The organism is Flavobacterium sp. DSR3-2 (assembly GCF_049896525.1).
Lineage (GTDB): Bacteria > Bacteroidota > Bacteroidia > Flavobacteriales > Flavobacteriaceae > Flavobacterium.
The window spans coordinates 27,796-51,712 of sequence record NZ_JAFCUM010000007.1; the positions used below are offsets into that span (position 1 = coordinate 27,796).

The window sequence follows — 23,917 nt, forward strand, 5'->3', positions numbered from 1 at the left end:
TAAATACAACCTCTCACATTCGTATAAATTCGTGAAATTCGTTGCGAAAAATTTGCAAAATAAAACCTGTTAAAACTCCGGTCTGAACTACTATTAATACCATAAAAAAAGGTTGTAAAGCACCTATACTTTACAACCTTTCTGGTGCAACATTCCTAAATAAAATTCTACTTATCTAATAATTCAAAAGTAGAATTCATGCTCTTAAACTCAGGTACAATTTGCTTCATTTGAGCGACCATTCGGTCATTGTCAAACTGATTGGCTGACTCAATAAGTTCCGTTATAGAATGATTAAGTGCATTAAAATCATCTAAAATCTCCTCCGCTATCATAATTTTTTCGTGATACGTAGGTAGGGTTTTTGAAGTATTATTTAACAATTCTTCATATAATTTTTCACCCGGTCTCAATCCGACTATGGCTATTTTGATGTCTTTTTCAGGTGTAAAACCGGCCAGTTTAATCATCTTTCTCGCCAAGTCAATAATTTTGACGGGTTTACCCATATCAAAAATATAAATCTCTCCTCCATTACCCATGGCTCCAGCTTCCAAAACCAATTGACATGCTTCAGGAATAGTCATAAAATACCGGATAATATCAGGATGCGTAATGGTAATAGGGCCGCCGCTGGCAATTTGCTTTGTAAACAAAGGAACTACGGAACCATTCGACCCCAATACATTTCCAAATCGTGTCGTAATGAATTTAGTAGTATTTTTTTCTCCGTCACTCTCATTTTTGAATTGCAGGGATTGTACGTACTTTTCGGCGATTCGTTTGCTGGCACCCATCACGTTACTGGGGTTCACAGCTTTATCAGTGGAAATCATTACAAATTTTTTGACTTTATACAAGCACGATAAATCGGCGAGATTTTTGGTTCCCTCAATATTGGTAAGAATCGCTTGCGAAGGATTTTCTTCCATCAAAGGCACATGTTTATACGCCGCTGCATGATAGACAACCTGGGGCAAGTGGATTTTAAAAATACTGTTTAACACTTCTTTATTTCTTACATCAGCAATAATGGTGACTATGGTAGTAGAGGAAACATGACTTTGTATTTCTAATGATAAATGATGCAGGGGCGTTTCGGCATGATCCAAAATAAGTATTGTTTTAGGATTAAAGCTGATTACCTGCCGTACGATTTCACTTCCAATAGATCCTGCCGCACCACTAATTAAAATGACCTTATCTTTAAGTTGTTTTGAAATTAATTTACTATCCAAAAGTATCGGTTTTCTTTCCAGTAAATCTTCAATTTGAATCGTTTTTATTTTTTGAGAAATCTCTTTTTGATTTTCCCAATCGCTAATCAATGGCACAGTATAAACGCTGTAATTAAACTCCAAACATTGATCTACAATAAGCAATTGTTCTTCTTTTGATAAACTTTTGTCAGCAATAATTACGGCCTGAGCATTAATGGAGCGCATCAACGGGGGTAATTTTTTCTTTTTGAACAAAATCGGCAGGTCCATAATACGCTTGGCCGTATTTTGATTGTTTTTATCTACAAATCCAACAATTTTAAATCTGGTGGGAGTTTCAAATTTTAAGGCATTCGCAACCGAAATAGCATTAGCATCTGTACCGTAAATGATTGCTCTTATTAATTTATTGGTTCCTTGTTCAGCGAAAAAAAACTCAAATAACTGTTTAATTAAAATACGATATAAAAATAATCCGCAAAAAGAAAATACAATATTGATGAACAAGGCGGTGTTTAAAAACGCTTTGACACCAAAGAAAAATTCATACAGGAAGTTAAAAAGCAAAAACACGAAGAGTACTCCAAGTTGAGAGAAGAAAATCTTTACCGCGTCAATATAAGAAGAATGACGAATAATTCCGGAATACGTTCTAAAAATCCAAAAAAAGAAAATATTCACTCCAAAAAAAAGAAACAAGAATTTAATGGGATTTGGTGTAATAACAAAATTCAATCCTGTTCCCCTAAAAAGCATAATGGTAAGAAAACAAGACAATACTAAGACTATGATATCGATCATTACGACGATCCATCTGGGCAAATAACTTAAATTAGACAGGCTAAATTTCAAATTTTTTCTGGATAAAAAATTTAGTGTCATAGCGGATGAGTTTGTGTTTTTAATAGTACTCAAAATAGTATTTTAAAAGGTTGTGCTGGTAATATAGAAATAGTTTTTCAACTGGCTTACAAAAAGGAAACAAAATTAAAACTAACTAGTCGTAAACTTTGAAAAACACTGGTAATTCACAGCCCTTGTAATAATATAAAAATAGAAGTCAAAAAGAGTATCGGACTAATTGAAAAAAATATGATAAAAGACAGTAGTTTACGACTTTCTAAGAATCATTTTCCGATGAACGAACGCACGTATCAGGATATAAAGCAAGGTCAAAACTACTAAAATCATAAGAACAAATGATAAAGATAATTGTCCTCTGGAATCCATATAAACAACCAGTCCATTGATAACCAGTTGCAGCACCGCATAAATAAAAGCCACTACAATTTGATATTGTCCCATTTCATTGGCAAGATATTGGTACAGATGAGAACGATGCGGTTGAAATATGTTTTCTTTCTTCATCAATCGGCTGACAATCGTGATAACAGCATCAATACCATAAACGGAGAAGAAAAGAATATAACCCACTTGTCCGGTGACAAATATAGTTTTTATCATAAAATACCCTAAAAACAACGCCATACTAATACTTCCCACATCACCTGCAAAGGTTTTCGCTTTATTCCGAACATTAAAAATTCCGAAAGCAATACAAGCTAATCCCATCGTTAGCAATAAGGGCAAATGGGCACTGTGAATGGGCAAAAAAGAAAAACTGAGTAGTGCTGCCATTGCATACAAAACTGTTATTCCATTGATGCCGTCCATGAAATTAAAAGCGTTAACCCAGCCAATCATCAATACGAGTAAAATGGGCAAGATCCATAAAGGCTGGTAAAACAAATTGAGTTCAAAAAAAACCAATCCAACAGCAATAAGGTGTGCTAAAAATCGAGGCAGCTGTGGTAGCGGTCTCATGTCATCGATAAAACTGACCACGCCGACTAATACAACTGCAGCAGTTAAGGGCCAGGAAACATATCCCATAAAAAATGCTATAAATGTCGCAATAGGAAAAATGATACCACCACCTCTCAAAGTAACAGCCGTATGTGACGATCTGGTATTGGGTTTATCAATAATGTGGCATGCCTCTGCTATTTTAAAATAAAGAAGTTCTATGCTTACAAATAAAAGAATTAGTAGAATGTATTCCATTTTTAATAAGAAGTAGTGTAGTGAAGGTATGTAACGAAGAAGGTATTGAGAATCAAACACCTTAAAATTAAGGCATTTAAAATACAACAAATTCTAGTCTGCTCCTTTTATTATTTGTTTTTCAATAATCCCAAAAGATACTCTCCGTAACCGGATTTCTTTAATGGTTCTGCCAAATCTTTCAACTGTTGCTCTGTAATGAAACCTTGTCTCCATGCAATCTCTTCGATACAGCCTACTTTTAGTCCCTGACGTTCTTCGATTACCTGAACAAATTGTCCGGCTTGCATTAAACTATTAAAAGTTCCGGTATCTAACCAGGCAGTACCTCTGCTTAAAATCCCAACTTTCAATGTCCCTTTTTCTAAATAAACTTTGTTGACATCGGTTATTTCATATTCTCCACGCGCACTTGGTTGAATGTTCTTGGCAATTTCAACAACTGAATTGTCATAAAAATAAAGTCCCGGTACGGCATAATTGGATTTAGGCTTCAGTGGTTTTTCTTCAATTGAAAGTGCCTTAAAATCCGCATCAAATTCAACCACACCGTACCGTTCCGGATCCGAAACGTGATAGGCGAATACCACTCCACCATCTGGATTGGTGTTGGATTGCAATAATTCATCCATATTAGAACCAAAGAAAATATTGTCCCCAAGAACCAGTGCTACACTGTCAGAACCTATAAATTCTTCCCCAATAACAAATGCTTGCGCAAGACCATTAGGCAAAGCCTGTTCCGCATAGCTAAAACGACACCCAATAGAGGACCCATCGCCCAATAACTTTTTAAAATTAGGCAAATCGTGAGGCGTAGAAATAATTAATATTTCGTTAATTCCTGCCATCATCAAAGTGGATAACGGATAATAAATCATCGGTTTGTCATACACGGGCATCATTTGTTTACTCATTGCTAAAGTCAATGGATGCAAACGGGTTCCGGAACCTCCGGCTAAAATAATTCCTTTCATAAATATTAAATTTATTATATATTAATCATTTTTGCTATCGCTATTTAGGTATTGGTGTTTGCTTTCACAAACTCATTTTTAATGCCGATTTCATATTAATATGATTATGGTGTTTTGACTCTGAACTTTGATTAGTATGTTTCTCATTACCTAAAATTTGAATTCTCAAAAATTTATTGACAACTCACTACTGAACATCAATCACTCAAAACTAACTTGTAAAAGTTGATTATTGAAAACTAATTGTACTGTTTCTCGTAATAAGTTGCATACTCCCCAGAAGTGATATTATTCAACCAGGTTTGATTTTCCAAATACCAGTTAACCGTTTTTTCCAAACCTTGCTCAAAAGTAACAGAAGGCTTCCATCCCAATTCTGTATTGATTTTACTGGCGTCAATAGCGTAGCGCAAATCATGGCCAGGGCGGTCCTTAACATACGCAATTAACTGTTCTGAAGTTCCTTGGGCTCTTCCTAATTTGTCATCCATTATTTTGCAAAGCAATTTGACCAAATCGATATTCTGCCATTCATTAAAACCGCCAATATTATAAGTATCGTGGTTTTTTCCCTCATGGAATACCAAATCAATCGCTACAGCATGATCCTCAACAAAAAGCCAGTCGCGGGTATATTTTCCATCACCATAAACCGGTAAAGGTTTATTCTGGATAATGTTATTGATAAACAAAGGAACTAATTTTTCCGGAAAATGAAAAGGGCCATAATTATTGGAACAATTGGTCAACACACAAGGCAAACCGTACGTTTCACCATACGCTCTTACAAAGTGGTCTGAACTCGCTTTAGATGCAGAGTACGGGGAATTTGGATCATAAGCAGTGGTTTCTGTAAAGAGTCCTTCGGCACCCAAACTACCATAAACCTCATCGGTACTGATATGGTAAAAACGCTTTCCTTCATAATTGCCTTGCCAAGTTGCTTTGGCGGCATTCAACAAATTCATCGTTCCAATCACGTTTGTTTTTACAAAAGAAAGCGGATCCGTTATGGAACGATCTACATGTGATTCAGCTGCTAAATGCAAAACACCATCAAATTGATGTTCCTCAAACAATTGATCAATAAAAGCGGCATCAACAATATCCCCTTTGATAAAAGTATAATTGGGAGCTGCTTCTATGTCAACTATATTCTCTAGATTTCCTGCATAAGTAAGCGCATCCAAATTAAAAATTTGATAATGTGGATACTTCTTTACAAAAAGTCGTACCACATGAGACCCTATAAAACCGGCACCACCGGTGATTACTATTTTTTTCATTTTATTTTTATGTTTTAATTAGTTTTAAAAACGTACTAACTTTTTTTATTAACTCTTAAATCACATTAAAAAGGAACGTCCTTTTTTCAGCTATGTTTGCTGCTGGAGCGAAAGGAAAATTGCAAGCGTGATCTCCTCTCATTGTTTATCATTTTCAAACAACTAATCGCTTCTAACTACTCAACAACATTATACATTTCTCTAAACTAAATTAATATTCAGTCACGGAAAGCCCGAACGTATTTTTTATTTTGCTTTTATCCAATAAAGAAAGGGCTGGTCGTTTTGCCGGTGCTGGATAATTAACGGTGGGAATTCCGTTAATTTCGCAGTCAAAACCACCAATTTCCTGTATCGCTAAAGCAAATTAATACCAACAGATTCCGCCCTCATTAGAAAAATTATAAATCCCGGACTGACAATTATCGTGTGTGTGTCAGTAGTCAAGATGGCTTGTGCCAAATCATTGGCATAAGTAGGACTTCCTATCTGATCAGCTACAACATTCAGATGATCTCGCTCTAGCATCAATTTTGACATTGTTTTGACAAAATTAGCGCCAACACTGGAATAAACCCAAGAGGTGCGGATTATTATCGCATCCGGATTTTGTTGTAAGCATTCCTTTTCACCCGCTAATTTGATGACACCATATACATTAATGAGTTTCGTTGGTTCATTTTCGTTTAATTCGGTGGCTGCCGTTTCGTCAAAAACATAATCAGTAAGTATGTGTATCAGTTAACACAAGTTGCCATGGCTCCATTTTGCAACAACAGCTATTGATTGATGATTGAGCATATCAGCCTATTCAACTTCGGTTTCGGCTTTTTACACTACAATGTGTGCGGCACAATTAATAATAATCTGAGAATTAAGAAAATTCAATTGCTTTGCTAACTGTTCTAAATTACACAAATCTAGCTCTTGACGGTCCGTAAAAATTCATTCAAATTGTGAATATATTTTTGACTACCGGGTTAATTCAGAAGTAAACTGTTCTTTCGATCAGGTTACTAAAATTTTTTTTATTTTATTTTTTATTGAGCGCTAAAGCATCAGGACATCAAGTGTATTTTATACCGTAGCAATAGTCCGATGCACAAACGATTTGTATTTTTTTTAATATGGATTTAAATTACTGTTATATTCTACAGTCTGAATTGCAATTTTTGCGATTAAACACTGAACACTCCCAGTCATATAACGTGGAGTGCTCCGCGCCATCTTTATGAACTTTGCAATTAAATTCAATTCTCAATAGTACAGACAACTTGAAACTTTAAACTTTATACTTTTATAAACTTTGAACGCTAAACTCTTAGAAAGACTTTGCTAACACAAAAACTTTGTGCCTTTTATGAACTTTGCAGTTAAATATTTAAAACTCCCAGTCAATGGAATCAAATCCCGGCAATATCAAATCCTTATCAGAAACAAGTACCTCATCCGGACGCAATTGCCAATCAATGGCCAAAGTACGATCATCATAGCGGATACCTCTTTCACTATTTTTATCATACGCACCATCAACTTTATACAACACGGAAGCTGTGTCACTCAAAACCGAAAAACCGTGCGCAAACCCATGAGGCACCATTAATTGTTTTTTATTTTCGGCACTCAAAATTACGCTAAAATGCTGCCCGTAAGTACTTGAATTTTTTCTTAAATCTACGGCTACATCAAGAATTTCTCCTTGCAACACACGTACTAATTTAGCCTGTGCAAACGGATTAATTTGCAAATGCAAACCTCGAATTACTCCTTTGGTAGAGGAGGACTGATTGTCTTGTATAAATTCATAATCTATCCCATTTTCTAAAAATCTGGCTCGATTGTAGGCTTCGAAGAAATACCCGCGCGAATCTTCAAAAACAGTTGGCGTGATTAGGATTAAATCGTGTATTGGGGTTTTTTCGAAAATCATTTTTATTTAATTAACATTTAATATTGAAGAGGGCTTTGTTTTATAATTGAATACAAATGGCCTCCAGTTATGTTTTTTTTGTCAGGTGAGGCAAAGTTGGGACCAAAACAAAAATTTATTTTTTAAAGGAAGTAAACGTTTTAAGTAAACCTTCTTTTGAGTCAATAGGCAAAGGCTCTCCTATCGCTTTAATAATTTTTTTATTACTTACGACATAATTTTCAGTCAGTTTTTGCAAACGTTCCGTGTTAAGGGGTAAGTGCAAGTGATCTCCCAATTTGGCGATGCCCTTTATCCAAGCGGATGGAATAGTAATAATTCTGCTTTGTTCACCTAAACTACTTCCTAATATAGTTATTAGCTCGTTGGTCGATAACGCTGTATCATCGGAAACCTGATAAACTCCTGAGGGTATCGTCTCATTTTCCAGTAATTCTTGAACCACAAAACAAAGATTTTCAATACTCAAGAAAGAACGTTCGTTTTTGAAATCGCCCAAGGGCCATGGCAATCTTTTAGAAACCAACTGATACAATAGATTCAAATTTCCTTTATTTCCCGGACCATGAATCATGCACGGTCTAAGGATATAAACTCTTTTCCCATGCGGTAATTCCCGAGATAAAAGATATTGTTCGGCCTGCTGTTTGGCTATCCCATAATGGGTTTTAGGATTTGGCACTGCTTCTTCCGTCAGGATTCCGTCCACGGCATCTGCTACCGCTTTTACAGTACTCATAAATATAAAAACAGAAGCTGTTGATGCTAAAAACGAATCGAACAATTGTTTGGTTAACTCAAAATTAGCTTCGTAATAATCTGTTGGATAAGAAACTTTTTTTAAGTCATGTGCTTTACCGGCCAAATGAATAATGGCATCGGTGGCCAAATCAAATTGCTGGTTGGGAAGGTAACGAACACTTAAACACTTTAAATCATATGAATTCTTTAAATAGTCTTGAAGATTAGTTCCCACAAATCCTGACGCTCCTGTAATTAAAACTTGATTTTGCTCTTTCATTTTTTCAAAAATCCAATTACTTTCCATAAAAAACGGGTTCTAATTAAATTTGGAGAGAATACAATTCCATTCATTTTAAGTGCTTTTTGAATTTCTTTGGTGATTAATTTATACGAAGAGCTCCCTGAGCTACTTAAACCACCGACTAACATCGCGGTAGTTATTATTCCAGAATACTTCCAAGTAATCTTATTTTTTAGAAAAAACCGAGTGATTAATTCATAATCGGCTCCAATTTTAAATCCCAAATCATAAAATCCATACAAGCCAAACAACTCTCTTTTCAAGAAAATAGAAGGATGAGGAGGCATAAATCCAATTTTGAGCTTTTCAGGATTCCAATATTTAGAAGTATATAATCTTACAATTTTGTTGTTATCTTTATGTTGAACAATATTTCCTACAGAAGCATCAATATCATTATGTCTATGAAAATTCACTATTTCTTCAATTACAGTAGTAGAGTTGAAAGTGTCATCAGAATTTAAAATCCCAATTAGATCACCTGTTGCCATTTCAATTCCTTTATTCATAGCATCGTAAAGTCCTTGATCTGGTTCTGAAATCCATTTAGAGATTTTATCATCATGCTTTTGAATAATTCTTAAAGTGTTATCGTTTGAATTTCCATCAACAATAATATATTCTATATTTTTATAAGTCTGATTCGCAACGGAAAGAATAGTTTTATCGATAGTTTTTGCACTATTGTAACAAACCGTTATTATTGATATTTTCATATATTCTTTTCCAACATCCACTTTAAAGTTATTTTTATTCCTTTTTTTCTTGAATAAGGCAATATTGGGGCAACTTTATAAGTGTCTTTTAAGTTTACTATATTATTTGTTGTCATGTTGTGCAACCGAAATGAATTCATGGGGAAATAAATCCCTGTCAACTTTAAAGCATCACCCAAAAAAGCTGCCATTTTAATTATAAAATAAGGTATCTTTCTAATTTTGCCTCCAAGTTCATTGGCAATTTCATTTCCCCATTCTTCAATGTTAGTTGCTGGATTATCTCCAATAAAGAACACTTTGTTCAATTCATTCGTTGTTTCGGTAAAAAGTATTCTCTCTATTTGATAAATGGAATTGCCAACATATCCATAAGTTTTGGTACACCCTTTGTTGCCTATATGGAAATATTTTTTTGCAATGACCATTTCGAAAAAATTCTTGTAGGGTGTTCCAAACCATGGTCCCCAAATAGATGTAGGCCTGATTATTGCCCAATCACAAGATGGTGCATGTTCCCAAACTATTTTTTCGGTTTTTACTTTACTTTCCCCATAAATTGTTGTTGGAGCATAATCAAACTGGTCTCTAGGACAATATCCGCCATAAAATACCAACATGGAAGATGTAATGATGATTTTTTTTAATGTTTTTAATTCATTGGCTATTTTCATCAAATTTTCCACACCCATCACATTCGTATTGTAATCTTCCAAACTTTCTCCATCCAAATCTGTACGAGCAGCTAAATGAACAATATAATCGGGATCAAAATCATGAACATTTTGTCTTAAATTTTGAAAATTATTAATGTCGACATTTCTCCAATATTTAGATAACACAAAAATTTTTGGCTCCTTAATATCTACATTTAAAATTTCATGACCGTCCAAAACTAACTTTTCAATCAAATTAGTTCCTATAAATCCTGAACCGCCGGTTATTAATATCTTTTTCTTTACAAGCATCATTTGGGGTATTTATTTAATTGGCATCTTCGGTACAACATACCTAAATCAGTTTGGACATATTTGACATTTAAAACTTTTGCTCAAACAAATGTTTTCTCTGATGCTGTCATCAAATAATAAGATAGAGCTTGATCCGTGATGTGAAATATTACGTTTTTCATAATCTTCAGCAATTTTAGGAAATGTTCAAAGCAATAAAAAACACTTTTGCTTTTCATAAAAAACGAAATAGATAAACGTATATTTCATTTTTTCTTTTTTTAATTCAAAATCAATATCTTCAAAAATCAAATCTTGACAATTTTGGAATTATTCCTCATATATTCCATCATTTTCGTGTTCAAAATATAAAAATCAATTATTTTTTTAATAAATCATTAATCATGACATCATTCAGTTCGTAAATCTTGTTTTTATCATAATAATCCAAAAAAGATTTATCATGAACAAAGTCATGCGACAAAGCCTGGTCTATGGCTTCCAAAAAATCCCTTTCATTTTCTAGTTCGAAAAAGAAAATATTTTGGGTTTTAAATTCTAAAAATGCCGAAATTTTTGATGCTATTACTGATGTCCCCAACCGCAAAGATTCCAATACCGGCAATCCAAAACCCTCATATTTTGATGGAAAAACAAATGCTGTTGCTGATTGATACAATGCTTTTAGCTCTTCTTCAGTAACCACACCTGTTGTTATCACATTTTCAAAATCGTGATGCCCTTTTCCGGCTAAAACCAACGGTGGCAAATTAGGGTTGTTTTCAAATATTTTTATTATAAAATTCAAATTTTTATGCGGCCTATTGTTCCCACAATAAAAATAGAATTTTTTCATTTGCAGATTATGCCTTTCCAAAATGGCATAATCCCCTTCACCGCCTATTTCAGAATCTTCAGGAATATGAAACGAATCAAAACCATACGTTGCAAAAACATCTTTTTTGGTTGTTTGAGAAATCGAAACAATCTTGTCTGCATTAAGCAGCGATTTTTTTACGATAAAATCAAAATATTTAATTTTAAGATTGTTTAAAAGTTTGTTAGTGCCAAAAAAATCCGTGACAAGTCGATACATCAAATCATGTACGGTAACGATAATTTTAATATCTGGACTTTTTTTAAAAAAAGCGGAATAAAAAGGAACATGGAACAAATCGATGCCCAAATTTTCCACAAAACTGGAAAAATGTAAAAAATGTAAAATATTAAAAGGTCTCAGCTTTGTATACAATATTTCACACCCCTTATATTCAAAACAATCATCATTTGAAATCAAAATAATATTTTCAGAACCAAAACGATTAATATAATATTCAATCAAAAACTCGGTATATCTGGAAATACCGGTATTTTGAACTTTATTTATAAGCCTGCAATCTATCCCAATTTTCATTCTATTCCTTCTATTTATCATAAACTCTCAAATGTTTTGAAACAACATTATCCCAAGAAAATATATTTTTGGCTTGGGTCAAATCTTTTGGAGGCAATTCCTCTTTTAAGAGTTTTTGAATCACGTCCGCCGCCTCTTCATCAGAATCTACCAAATAAATATATTTCTCAAAAAAAACATTAAAATCTTCAATGTCAGATTTTTTTGAAACAACCACACAACCATTCTGAATACTTGCCAATAAAGTTCCTCTCCTATTTGAAACGCCATCAGGAAAAGGCAGATACATTATTTTAACATTTGACAATATATTTGCAACCTCATTTTCCTCTTTGTCAACAACCATTTCCACATTCAATTCCTCTGCTTTTATTTTGATTCCATTAAAGAAATCAAGGTATCTTTCCAATGCTTGACCAATCAGTTGAACATTAAATTTCCCATCCAAAAGAGAGACCGCTTGTATAAAACTCTCTATTCCTTTTATTGGTCTAATGTGTCCAAAATAAGCCAAATCTACTGTTCTTTCTTTAAATGCAACATCTGAAAAAGTCGATTTTTGAATGTTGCTTGCTATGGGAATGACATGCACTTTATTGGCATTAAAAAGAAATCTACGAGCATGTTTTTCCTCCAAACTATTGGTAACAATAACTTTACTGGAAAAAAACACCAACAACTGGCTATAAATATAGGCAAGCCTGTTTCTGCTTGAAAGTTCATGAAGTGTGACTACGGTCTTTTTGCGGGCAAGCGACAGCAATAACAATAAAGGCACAAGACTATAACCATATCCTTCGGTAGGATATTGCAAATGATAGAAATCCACTTTTTGGGATAACAATTCTTTCAAATATTTTTTATATGACTTAATTGACCATTCATTTTTATAAAATAAATCAATTACGGAATCATTTTTTTTCAACTGATTAATTAAGTTGTGCGTATAATCTCCAACCCCACAAACATCCGACGGATAAGACCCTGTCATGATTAATATTTTTTTTGTTTTTTTCATTAATTTGCATAAAGTTTATAAGGAATGTATAATTCGGGATAAGCACTTAGAGAACTCAATAGTTGAAAAAAACCATACAGCAAAAGCACTCCCAAAAAAATGAATTTAGTTCTAATGTTGGTATAATTCCAAAACCGACCTATCAAAGCAATCTCGATAAATGTAAAATAAGTAGAAATCATTTGAAATATTGGCGAACCATTAAATAATAAATACAAACCAAAACCTACAATATAAATATTCAAAAAATAATCGGATAGAGCGTCCAACACACCTTTATTTTTCTTTATCACATATAAATAAAAAGATATGAAAATACCCCTTTTTATTACAGACAAAGTCATCAATATAACCGGGTTGGTATTCTCAGAAATTACATTCTCATTATTTTCGGAATAAAACAACATCTTTTCCACAAAGGGATTACTGCTAAAAGCAGATAAGGCTTCACCCAAAACTCCCACCAATTTGAAAGGAATTTGGGGAATTCCAATGAGAAGACATACCAATAAAATTATCAAAATTTGTTTAATTGAGAAACGTTTTCGAGGAACAAACCAAGTAAACATAAGCATGATGGACGTTCTATGAAACAAGAATGCCACCGTCTGCCAAATTGCATATTTTTTATACCTCTTTTCATGCACGAAATAAAAAACAAACAAACCAGCTCCCAATGAAATAATCCTTCGATTACTCCCCATAAACTGGGCTACAAAAAAAGCATTGTAAAAAACGAATAAAGAAATATTGGGGTTGGGAGAATATTTTTTTAAAAACCAAAATACTATGCCGAGGGCAATAAAACTGTCAATCAATAAAAACAAAGTGTAATTATCCGTAAATAATTTCACAAATGCATTAAGAATGACATAACCTAAGTCAAAAGCGTATACATCCAATAAAAAAGTCCAATTCAACTCCAATGTATCGAACAATTCTTTGTAAGTAAACCAATCCGTCCCCGTTTCCCACCTAAATCCCGTAAAAAGTGCCAATAAGACCACGGAAAAAAAAGCCAATAGATTTCTATATCGTTTTAAATCCTTGCTTATTTCTAAAACAGCAAGAAAAAAAAACCATAGATAAAAAAATAAATATATTTTTCCATCGGAAAAAAGATCGGATATTAGTCTTAACATAAAAAAATAAAGCTCTGTACCAATCTATTTAATTAATAATGCGAATCAAGGTTCTTCTTTTTTAATTGTCCTTTGCTGTTTTTTCCACGCTTTATTGTCTTAATATTTAATGTTTTCTTCATCAAAATCAGGGTTCATTAAGTGTATTTGAGATTCAAAACGACTATAAGGCCGCATCAACCGAATTAAAAGCAGGTATTTTTCAAATCCAACCAATTTGTAAAGCAATCTTGAAGCGGCATTAAACATTTTTAATTTTTTGCCTACTCCTTCTAAGTTGTCCTTTGTGGCTTTATCTAAATTTATTTTCGACGGTTTCGTCATGCCCTTTACTTTTAGCTCATGGTACAATGAATCGTCGTCAATGGAAAACGGATTGTCAAACACCAATCCTTTATTTACCAGCGATCGATAAATCCTACGATGAAAACCTTTTATCATGACTCCGTTTTCAAATGTCCCAAAAGAGTATTTTTCTTTTATATATTGATCAAATAGTTCTCTCTTGTCATATATTGCCTTTGCATAGACATCGGTCAAAAGTTTTATGTCCTCATACTCTTTTATGCCAGAAATATTATTTTGGACCACATTCCCTTTTTTTAATTCAATATAATTATACCCTGAATAATGAACAAATATGACTGGATAGTCATATTTTTCAATGTTTCCTTCGCGATTGCAAACCTTCAAACCTTCATTTCCAAGAAAAATTTCACGTTCAAAAAAATTCCAAGGTGCAATATTCATTCCTAAATGTCGAGAGACAAATAATTCGCTGCCACTAAAATAACACGGCAAAAAATCCATCCATTTTTGGTCAGTATAGTAAGAGTCATATGAATCTATATAACATTTGTCCAATAATCTTTCATGCCACCAAGAAATCATTTTTTTGGAAGACAAACTTCTTTTTATCCCGCAAAAACCTAGATTAAACACGCCTGTGCTCATCAATCCACTTTCAGAACGATCTCCTTGAAATGTATCTTGCAAAGTTGTCACATGAGGCGTCAATACGATGGAATGTTCTTCCAACATTTCAAAAATTGGATTCAAACTGCTGTAAATATAGATGTCCGGATCTAGGTATATAATTTTTTCATATTCTGTTTTTTCAATAAAATAGGAAAAAGCAACTGGTTTGATGGAAGTGCAAAACTCCGTTAGATCATACTTAAAACTCATGTCTCTCCATTTTTCAACGGAAATATTTAATTCCTTTTTTGCCATCAAAATGTTCGATGCCAATTCTTGAGTATCATATCCTTCTGGAAATTCGTCAGCCACAATTATGAAAAAATCCGTGTCAGGATTTTTGGTTTTCAAAGATTCTTCTAATATTTGGGCTAACCCAATATAATTTTTTGCAACAATTGTAAAAGCAACGTTTGGCATTTTGTTCAGCATTTAATTATGATCCAATTAATAATCCGTAATTTTCTTCCAACTGTCAGGATAAAAATCTTTAGTCTCCAAATTATTCACAAAGTACTTGGGAACAATAACCACTTTGTTTCCATACAGATTAAACCATGCTCCCCACCAGCTAAAAGTGCTGTTGGAATTAATATTGTGTTTACAATTACTCATTAAAAAAATATCTTTCCAGGAATCAATGCCTTTGTTACACTCCACAAATGTGCAATTATTCATTTTTAAATTTTCTTGGACCCATTGTAAATCATTGGAAAAAACAAAAAATCGTGGATTATCAATTAATTTATTAATCTTGTCTATCGCAACTTCAAAATATTCTTTTGTACAAACAGAACCATATAATTCGAAATGAATTCCCTTCATGTAATCTCCTCTCCTAACATGTAAGGAAACACTCTCCGTCCTTTTTATTTCTTCCAAATAATTTAAATTAACTTGGTCATCCACATTTAGTTTAAATGTTTCCAAGACTTGATTTTTATTAGAACAAAAATATTTTTCAGAATGCCATCCTCCATATAAAAAACGAATTCCTTTTGATGGTTTCAAAAACTTTTCATCAAAATCGTAATTTTCACTTTCTTCAACTAAACTTATCCCAATTAAATTTAAAAATTTCAAGACGGGTTTAGAAAAAGCAGGATATTTCTTAACACAAAGAATTCTAAACAATAGAAACAACACAGAATCATAAAAGCCCTCCTTGTAACCTATGTTGAATACTCTTTCTAATTCATAACCGTTATGAGTGGCTCCAGAACGCTTGTCAAACATGAATCGTGTCGATTTATCAATATTCTTTTTTTGCAAATAAAAAGCATACTGGGACATTTGGTTTCCCAAACCATTGAAAATTAAAACTACGTCCATTTTTTATTTATAAACTTTTTTAATATTTAAGAATTAATTGCCAAAAGTATTCCTTCTATATGAAAAATTAAAACGAGGAAATATTTTTGAAACAATTTCTTTTGCCTCTTTGGAAAAAATCAAAATTACCATTCCATATATCAATGCTGTCAATAATGAATAAGCAACAAATATAACCCAACTGTTAATTTTGGGTAAAAAATAAATCCAGATGAAAGAAATAGAAAAAATCACAAACAATATGTTACTTCCCGAAAAAACAAAATTTAATATTTCTTTTCCTTTTAATCCTATTTTACTTATCATTAATTTATTTAAAAAATAACCCGTAAAAAATATTGTTGATAAAAATTCAGCCAAGGGCAATGCAATATATCCAATATAACGAATTAAAGAGAAAATAATAATCAAGCGTAACACTCCTCCAAATACGTCATACATCACTGTTTTTCCAAATACGCCCATAGCATACAAATTAACACTCAAAAAATTAAAACGCGTATAAAACAACATATTGATACAAAGAAAAAATGACAACATATTCCCCCCATATTTGTCTGCTCCCAACAATAATGAAACAAAACTTGAATTAAAAATAAAACTTAATGACAAAATAAAAACAGAAAAAACATTGAAAACAAAAAATATCTTGACAATATTTATTTTTATTGCTTTCTTGTTGCCTTCTCCAACAATTTGCGAAATACTTGAAAAAATTGAAGAACCGACAGGAGCCAAAAGAGAATCACACACTTGATATATTCTTCCGGTGATAAAAAAAACGGCAGAAGCAGTTGGATTAATAAAACTCGTGATAATTAAAAGCTGGCTATTTGTAACCAATGATTTAGCCACTCCTCCTCCAAACATTGGCAAAACAGATTTAATTAAATCTCTGGTAACCATTCTATCCATTTTGATTCTAGGAAATTTTTCTTTTACTAAAATTTTCATCAATGAAATTAAAAGAATAAAAACTCCCACAGCACCTCTTATTAATACTCCAAGAGGAATGGCAACAACACCCAAACCAAATTTTAAACCCAATAATGTAGAAGTTATGCCAACAATAATTGAAATTATGTTTGTAAAACCGCATATACTGACTTTTAATAATGCTTGAAAGACGGCTGAAATATTATGATACACAATATTTAATCCAGCCCCAATTGCCGAAAACAGAAATGCGTATTGAATATTCTTGTATTCATTGGGTTCTGCCTTGACCCAATCGGATATAAAAGGAAAAAGAACAAAGCCTATGGAAACCAACAAAAAAAAGATGGAAAGAGACATGAAAAGTCCTGACCCCAAAATTTTGGAAAATTCATTCAAATTTTTTTTGACGTAACAATTGGATAATTTTTGGGTCAAAACGAAAGACGTTCCTCCTTCCAACAATCCCAGCATTCCCACTATGTTGCCAGAAGACAAATACGATCCATATGTCCCGACTGAAAAATATGTTAAATATAACGGAACCAGTATCAATCCATTAATTATCACAAAAGAAACATTCGCATAATTAAATAGAAGGTTTATTATCGATGATTTAGTCTTTGAGACTTGCACTTTTTTCAAAATTATTTATTTTTTAATGTATACCCCCTCCATCAATTGTAAATACAATTTATCAGGATTATTGATCTCCAATAAGGTTTTATTTCCATTTTCTTCCAACAAAGTTCTTAACACATCATTTTCAGACAATTCCAAAACAGCCTTGGCGAAAGATTTTACATCATTTGGTTCAATGACCATTGCATTGATTCTGTTTTTAAAAATTTCTTTATGAGCACCCACATTAAAAACAATTACTGCTTTTTTAATTTGCAAAGCCTCCCAAAGGGCATATTCTATGGTTGATGACCATAAAGACGGCATTAAAACTGCTTTTGATTTTATAATTGCATCACCCAAACCATTGGTCCAATTCACTCCATTAATTATTTCAACATTTTTAAGTTTTGAAATGTTTTCCGGCAATATTCCCATTGGATAAATTTTAAGTTTTTGCTCGGGTAATTTCGCGAACACGTCCAATAAAACACTTAAGCCTTTATGGGAATTAGCTTGACCATAAAAAATAAAATAGTCTTCTATTTTCTCAGATTGTTTATCTAAAAAAGTATAATCAAATGGAATTGGAAATCTATAAATATGTGGCTTTTCAACACCATATCTAGTTAAAATATCATCAAATTCACTATTGCTTGATAAAAAAAGATCCGCTATTAAAGCTTTTTTATGAGACGCCCTCTTTTCAATTAAACTCGGAATTGCCCTAAGAGTGACACACTTTTTAGTTAAAGCATTCAAATAATTTCCATTTGCACATAATGTGCATTGCTCTCCATTTCTATATCCAAATCCTTGCGAACAATAAAAGTGCATCGTCCAAGGTTGCAATATCACTTTCGCATCATATTTTGTTGCAATACTAATAAATTTAGGGGGTTTACTATGGTCAAATGAAGCAAAATGAATAACATCAGGATTAAAATTATTTACTATCCGATTAAAGGACTTTATTTCCTTGGTATTAAAAAGCAAACTTGCAATTCTATTAATCAACTTTTTTCTAACAGGAAGAAATTCGACATCATTTTCTTTATAAAACGACCCCAAATTATAATCGTCTCTTTTTTCGGAAAGCACGACTACTTTAACGTGATTGTCGTCACGCTTAAGTATTTTTGTAATATACCTTACAACCCTCCCTCCCGATTCATATAGATGTGATGATTCACAAACCAATAAAATTCTCATTTTTATATTTTTACGTTAAAATATTTTATAAAAGTTTGCAATTTCAAACCATTTCATAAATTATTTTTGATTTGTTGCATTAAATAGATTTTACCCAATCAACCATTTTTTTAACCCCTTCATTACTATTGATTGTTGGTGTCCAGCCAAAGGTGTTTTTTGCCTTGTCAATGTCAGCGACATATACTTTTTGGTCGCTGATTCTCCATGGTAATTTGGTGTGTATCATTTCGATGTCCAATTCTTTTTCTAAAAGAGCAAAAAGTTCCAACAAAGAAAGGCTGTTTGCCATTCCACCACCAATATTGAATGCCTTACCTTTTGCATCGTCAATAGAATTGATAGCTGAGAAATAGCATTTGATAAGATCGTCTCCAAAAAGGACATCCCTAACTTGTTTTCCTGATCCTGAAATAGTAAATGGCTCTTTCAAAACACCACTTTTAATATCAATTGCCTGTTTTACAAACCAACCAATCCAACCCTGATCAGCTGTAGCATATTGTCTGCCTCCAAAAATAGAGGAGTGTCTAAAAACAATTGTTTTTAAATTAAACATTTTTGCATAATCTAACATATATTGGTCCGTAGCCCCTTTTGAACAGCCGTAAGGCGATTGAAAATCTAAAGAAATTTTCTCATCAAAACCATTTTCAAAACCTGTAGCATTATATCTTGTAAGCGTTTCTTCATATTCAACCCATTCCAAATCTCCGTAAACCTTATTTGTAGAAGAATAGGTCACAATTGTATCAGGGCTGAACTTTCTAACTACTTCAAGTACATTATTCCCTCCCAAGACATTTACTTCAAAATCAAATCTGGGATTATCTAATGACGTCGTCATGGCAACTTGCCCTGCTAAATGAAAAATAACATCCGGCTTACAATCTCTAATGGCATACTCAACATCATTATAGGACCGTATATCAGAATGGTAAAACTTGAATTTTCCCACTGTTTGTAGCCATTTTAAATTTTGCTCCGTTCCTGTACGATACAGATTATCAAAAATAAATAACTCATCGTTTCTCTGTAAAACCTCTGCAGCTAAATTTGAACCTAAAAAACCGCAACCCCCTGTAATTAAATATTTCATCTTCTAAGAATTAATATAATTTCTTATTACATCAGCGATATATTCGTAATGCGTTTCATCTAAGCCTGGCCAAACACCCAACCAAAAGGACTGATTCATAATAATATCTGTATTGGTCAAATCTCCAACAACCCTATGATTTACTCCTTCATAAGCTGGTTGTCGCAATATATTACCTGCAAACAATAAACGAGTCCCTATTTTATGTTCTTCCAGGTGCTGCACTAGCATATGGCGGTCTGCAGCATCCCCATTTCTAAGGGTCAATAAAAATCCAAACCAGGAAGGATTTGATTCTGCCGTTGGTTCAGGAAGAATAAAAACCTCCTCAAATTCTTTCATACGTTCGTACAACGCTGCAAAATTTTGTCTTCTTTTCTCAACAAAACGATCAATTTTTTTAAATTGTGAAACACCTAAGGCAGCTTGCATATCCGTTACTTTAAGATTGAATCCAATATGAGAATAAGTATATTTATGATCATATCCATAAGGAAGAGTTCCTAGTTGCTGACCGAAACGACAGCCACAGGTATTATCTTTTCCTGGTTCGCAATAACAATCACGACCCCAGTCACGGAAACTTTCCGCAATCTTTGCTAACTCAGGGTTGTTTATCACCACTGCTCCACCCTCACCCATAGTAATGTGATGTGCAGGATAAAATGAAAAGGTAGAAATATCACCAAAAGTACCAGTCTTTTTTCCTTTGTAAGTCGCTCCAAGCGAATCACAGTCATCTTCAACCACCCAAAGATTATATTTTTTAGCCACTCGCATTACTTCGTCTACATCAAAAGGATTTCCTAAAGAATGGGCAATCATAATCGCTTTAGTTTTAGGACTTACTGCAGCCTCAATCATTTCTGCTTTTATGTTATGTGTAACTACATCGACGTCTATAAAAACTGGAATAGCCCCAAATTGCACTATCGGATTGACCGTTGTCGGAAATCCGGCAGCAACTGTAATTACTTCGTCGCCTGGTTTGATTGCTCGTTCCCCTAATTTAGGAGAAGTTAAAGAATAAAAAGCAACCAAGTTAGCTGATGATCCCGAATTCACCAATAAAGCTTTAGGAGCATCAAAATATTTTGCAAACTCCAGTTCAAATTCGTTAGCAAAACGTCCTGTTGTTAACCAACCGTCCGCTACAGATTCCATACAGAGCAACAAATCATCTTCTTCAATAATCTTACCTGTAACGGGTATATAATCTTTTCCAGCGATAGGCTGGATAAAAGTTCTTAGTTTAAATTCTACTTTAGTCATCATTTAGTGAATTATATATTTTGTAAATCTATTATTTTTTTTAATCCTTGTTTTATGTCGGTTATTGGCTTCCAGCCCATAGACAGCAAAAGTGTTGTATCTGCTTTTGAATTCATAACATCACCATTTCTTATCGGAATTTTACCAAAATTAAGTTCAGTGGTTTTGTTTTTAGAAAGTTTTTTTGTTAGTTCAACTAGGTGTCTTAAACTAATTGTAGTCGAAGTTCCTAAAGGAATATTAGTAAAATTCTCTAAATTATCCAGATTTTCTAATATATGACCATAGGCAGAAACAACATCTTCAATATAAATAAAATCTCTTTCTTGGATTCCTGTAGTAAAATCAATGGATTCAACATTATTATTTAGCTTATTCAAAACTCCTGTAACGAATTTTGAATCATCATCATTTGGTCCATAGAAATACTCAGGAATAATATTAATAATTTTTATTTGACTTGAAAGTTGCAAAAGCCAATCTTTAAATTGGGCTTTAGACAAAGAATAATAATTCAAATCTCTTGGCAAAGAAGTATCTGTATTAATAAAAACCGCTACTTTATTTTCAATTGCAATAGTTAATAATTTCGTAGGGAAAACTAAATTTGAATGCATGACGTCTTCCAAAGACTCACCTTTTCGACCATAGTTTACAGCACTGTGTATTATTCCATCGATTTTATTACCCTTAAAAAAATCATCTAAATCATCCATAAAAACCAAATTAATTTGACTTTTAAATGATTCAATTCTTGCCAGTGAAGAGGTAGCCCGCACCAGAACTGATATTTTATACTTTTTATCGAAAAGATATTGAATTAAATTGCTTCCTAAGTATCCAGTACCGCCAGTGATCAATAAATGCTTACTCATGGAAAAATTTATTAATTTGCCATGCTGAAAATTCAGAAATATTGTTTCTATTTTTATCGAACGCACTGTACCAATCCATAGTCATTCTTACTGCTTGCTCTGCATTCATTTTGGGTTGCCATTTTAATTCTGACATAGCTTTACTTATATCCAGCTTTAGCAAACCCGCTTCGTGATGTTGCCCTTCTAGCTTTTCAATTTTACATGCACCACCTCCCCAACTTTGGATCGCTAATTTAAACATCTCTTCAACCGATAGAGCATCGGATAAATGAGGACCAAAATTATAAGCTTGGCTATATTGTATTGGTTTGGCCGTTAAATGGGCTCCCAACAATAAATAACCTATGACGGGTTCTAATACATGTTGCCAAGGCCTCACGGACTGCGGATTACGAATTTTCACTGGTTGTGCTAATGCAAATGCTTTTACAATATCCGGAATTAAACGGTCGTTGGACCAGTCTCCACCGCCTATCACATTACCTGCTCTAGCTACTGCAATTGCTTTTTGGTGGGTATCGTAAGTTTTTGTATTAAAAAATGAATTTCGATAGGAATCAATAACCAATTCAGCACAGGCCTTACTGGCACTGTATGGGTCATAACCGCCCAATCTATCGTTTTCTCTGTACGGATAAACCCATTCGTTATTATGATACACCTTATCGGTTGTTATCAGGACTACCTCACACTTTTTGTCGAGTAGACGAACAGCATCCAAAACATTTGCCGTTCCAATAACATTTACTTCAAAAGTTTCAGCAGGAATTTCATAGGACAATCGGACCAAGGGTTGTGCTGCCAAATGAAAAACAAAATCAGGCTGAAAGCCAACCACTGACTCTTCCAAACACTGTTTATCTCTTAAATCGGATAGTACCGAAGTACATATGGAGTCTCCATCAATTAAGTGGTACAAATCATTTGCTGTTTGTGGCGCTAAAGCATATCCCTTTACATCTGCACCTAAAAGCGAAAGTGTTTTCAACATCCACGCGCCTTTAAAACCAGTATGTCCAGTTAAAAAAACCTTTTTCCCCTGGTATGTTTCTTGTAGTTTTTCAAACATCATATTACCAAGTTTTCCACGCCGCTTTATTTGACTCCCAATTTTCTTCTAACTCTACCTTATCCCTAAGGATATCCATAGGTTTCCAAAAGCCATCATGCAAATGGGCTCCCATTTTACTATCAGCAGCCAAACGCTCCATCGGTGCTTTTTCAAAAACAGTGCTGTCCCCTTCTATGTAATCAAAAACTTCAGGCTGACAAACAAAAAAACCACCATTGATCCAGGCACCATCCCCCTTGGGCTTCTCTAGAAAAGAATCTACTTGATTTTCAGATCCTAAATTCAAAGCACCAAATCGGCCGGAAGGTTGAACTGAAGTTACTGTGCAAAGGTTTCCATTTTTTTGATGTGTTACCACTAGATCGGTAATATTAACATTTGAAACACCGTCTCCGTAAGTAAGTATAAAAGGTTCGTTTCCAATATGCTTTTGAACACGTTTGATACGTCCTCCTGTCATAGAATTTATTCCGGTATCTACCAAAGTAATGGTCCAAGGTTCCGCTTCCGATTCATGGACTTTAACTGAATTGTTTTTTAAATCAATAGTTACATCAGATTTGTGCATGAAATAATTAGCAAAATATTCTTTAATGACATAGCCTTTATACCCTAAACAGATCACAAAGTCATTGTAACCATACGACGAATAAATCTTCATAATGTGCCAAAGAATTGGCATTCCACCTATTTCAACCATCGGTTTGGGTCTCAAAACCGTTTTCTGATAACCTTGTTCCTAAACCACCAGCTAA

At 33.4% G+C, this 23,917-nt stretch carries 21 protein-coding genes; all 21 read right to left on the reverse strand.

Annotated features, from left to right (window positions below; genetic code table 11):
* Positions 1-167: 167 nt before the first annotated feature.
* Positions 168-2,102, reverse strand: coding sequence for a polysaccharide biosynthesis protein (locus tag ACP7AV_RS09835; protein ID WP_426091813.1), 1,935 nt, complete (start codon positions 2,100-2,102; stop codon positions 168-170).
* 228 nt (positions 2,103-2,330) lie between these two features.
* Positions 2,331-3,284, reverse strand: a complete 954-nt coding sequence (locus tag ACP7AV_RS09840) for a UDP-GlcNAc--UDP-phosphate GlcNAc-1-phosphate transferase (protein ID WP_426091814.1) — start codon at positions 3,282-3,284, stop codon at positions 2,331-2,333.
* Positions 3,285-3,394: 110 nt separating this feature from the next.
* On the reverse strand, positions 3,395-4,261 hold the full coding sequence (gene rfbA / locus ACP7AV_RS09845) for a glucose-1-phosphate thymidylyltransferase RfbA (RefSeq protein WP_426091815.1): 867 nt from the start codon (positions 4,259-4,261) through the stop codon (positions 3,395-3,397).
* A gap of 239 nt (positions 4,262-4,500) precedes the next feature.
* Positions 4,501-5,547 carry a dTDP-glucose 4,6-dehydratase gene (gene rfbB, locus ACP7AV_RS09850; RefSeq protein WP_426091816.1) on the reverse strand — a complete coding sequence of 349 codons (1,047 nt, stop codon included), beginning with the start codon at positions 5,545-5,547 and terminating at the stop codon, positions 4,501-4,503.
* 357 nt (positions 5,548-5,904) lie between these two features.
* On the reverse strand, positions 5,905-6,288 hold the full coding sequence (locus ACP7AV_RS09855; protein ID WP_426091924.1) for an SDR family oxidoreductase: 384 nt from the start codon (positions 6,286-6,288) through the stop codon (positions 5,905-5,907).
* Positions 6,289-6,928: 640 nt separating this feature from the next.
* Positions 6,929-7,477: a dTDP-4-dehydrorhamnose 3,5-epimerase gene (rfbC, locus tag ACP7AV_RS09860; RefSeq protein ID WP_426091817.1), complete on the reverse strand. Its 549-nt coding sequence runs from the start codon at positions 7,475-7,477 to the stop codon at positions 6,929-6,931.
* Between the two features lie 115 nt (positions 7,478-7,592).
* Positions 7,593-8,525: an NAD-dependent epimerase/dehydratase family protein gene (locus ACP7AV_RS09865; RefSeq protein WP_426091818.1), complete on the reverse strand. Its 933-nt coding sequence runs from the start codon at positions 8,523-8,525 to the stop codon at positions 7,593-7,595.
* Positions 8,495-9,238 (reverse strand): glycosyltransferase family 2 protein, encoded by a 744-nt coding sequence (locus ACP7AV_RS09870; protein ID WP_426091819.1) that lies wholly within the window; start codon positions 9,236-9,238, stop codon positions 8,495-8,497. Before ACP7AV_RS09870 ends, ACP7AV_RS09865 begins: the two co-directional genes overlap by 31 nt.
* On the reverse strand, positions 9,235-10,209 hold the full coding sequence (locus ACP7AV_RS09875) for an NAD-dependent epimerase/dehydratase family protein (RefSeq protein ID WP_426091820.1): 975 nt from the start codon (positions 10,207-10,209) through the stop codon (positions 9,235-9,237). Before ACP7AV_RS09875 ends, ACP7AV_RS09870 begins: the two co-directional genes overlap by 4 nt.
* A 358-nt stretch (positions 10,210-10,567) precedes the next feature.
* Positions 10,568-11,623, reverse strand: coding sequence for a glycosyltransferase family 4 protein (locus ACP7AV_RS09880; RefSeq protein WP_426091821.1), 1,056 nt, complete (start codon positions 11,621-11,623; stop codon positions 10,568-10,570).
* Positions 11,613-12,620 carry a hypothetical protein gene (locus ACP7AV_RS09885; RefSeq protein ID WP_426091822.1) on the reverse strand — a complete coding sequence of 336 codons (1,008 nt, stop codon included), beginning with the start codon at positions 12,618-12,620 and terminating at the stop codon, positions 11,613-11,615. Before ACP7AV_RS09885 ends, ACP7AV_RS09880 begins: the two co-directional genes overlap by 11 nt.
* Positions 12,620-13,642 (reverse strand): EpsG family protein, encoded by a 1,023-nt coding sequence (locus ACP7AV_RS09890; protein ID WP_426091823.1) that lies wholly within the window; start codon positions 13,640-13,642, stop codon positions 12,620-12,622. Before ACP7AV_RS09890 ends, ACP7AV_RS09885 begins: the two co-directional genes overlap by 1 nt.
* Before the next feature lie 219 nt (positions 13,643-13,861).
* On the reverse strand, positions 13,862-15,160 hold the full coding sequence (locus ACP7AV_RS09895) for a hypothetical protein (protein ID WP_426091824.1): 1,299 nt from the start codon (positions 15,158-15,160) through the stop codon (positions 13,862-13,864).
* A 27-nt stretch (positions 15,161-15,187) separates the two neighbouring features.
* On the reverse strand, positions 15,188-16,072 hold the full coding sequence (locus ACP7AV_RS09900; protein ID WP_426091825.1) for an alpha-1,2-fucosyltransferase: 885 nt from the start codon (positions 16,070-16,072) through the stop codon (positions 15,188-15,190).
* A 33-nt stretch (positions 16,073-16,105) separates the two neighbouring features.
* Entirely contained in the window at positions 16,106-17,653 is a 1,548-nt protein-coding gene (locus ACP7AV_RS09905; protein WP_426091826.1) for a lipopolysaccharide biosynthesis protein, read from the reverse strand.
* A 6-nt stretch (positions 17,654-17,659) separates the two neighbouring features.
* Positions 17,660-18,841 (reverse strand): glycosyltransferase family 4 protein, encoded by a 1,182-nt coding sequence (locus tag ACP7AV_RS09910; protein ID WP_426091827.1) that lies wholly within the window; start codon positions 18,839-18,841, stop codon positions 17,660-17,662.
* 79 nt (positions 18,842-18,920) lie between these two features.
* Entirely contained in the window at positions 18,921-19,940 is a 1,020-nt protein-coding gene (locus ACP7AV_RS09915; RefSeq protein ID WP_426091828.1) for a GDP-mannose 4,6-dehydratase, read from the reverse strand.
* A 3-nt stretch (positions 19,941-19,943) separates the two neighbouring features.
* A complete protein-coding gene (gene rfbH, locus ACP7AV_RS09920) occupies positions 19,944-21,215 on the reverse strand; it encodes a lipopolysaccharide biosynthesis protein RfbH (protein ID WP_426091829.1) in 1,272 nt (423 codons plus the stop codon).
* Between the two features lie 8 nt (positions 21,216-21,223).
* A complete protein-coding gene (locus ACP7AV_RS09925; protein WP_426091830.1) occupies positions 21,224-22,087 on the reverse strand; it encodes an NAD-dependent epimerase/dehydratase family protein in 864 nt (287 codons plus the stop codon).
* Positions 22,080-23,162, reverse strand: a complete 1,083-nt coding sequence (gene rfbG, locus ACP7AV_RS09930) for a CDP-glucose 4,6-dehydratase (RefSeq protein ID WP_426091831.1) — start codon at positions 23,160-23,162, stop codon at positions 22,080-22,082. The genes ACP7AV_RS09925 and rfbG overlap by 8 nt, the downstream gene beginning before the upstream one ends.
* A gap of 1 nt (position 23,163) precedes the next feature.
* A complete protein-coding gene (rfbF, locus tag ACP7AV_RS09935) occupies positions 23,164-23,862 on the reverse strand; it encodes a glucose-1-phosphate cytidylyltransferase (protein ID WP_426091832.1) in 699 nt (232 codons plus the stop codon).
* Positions 23,863-23,917: the final 55 nt, after the last annotated feature.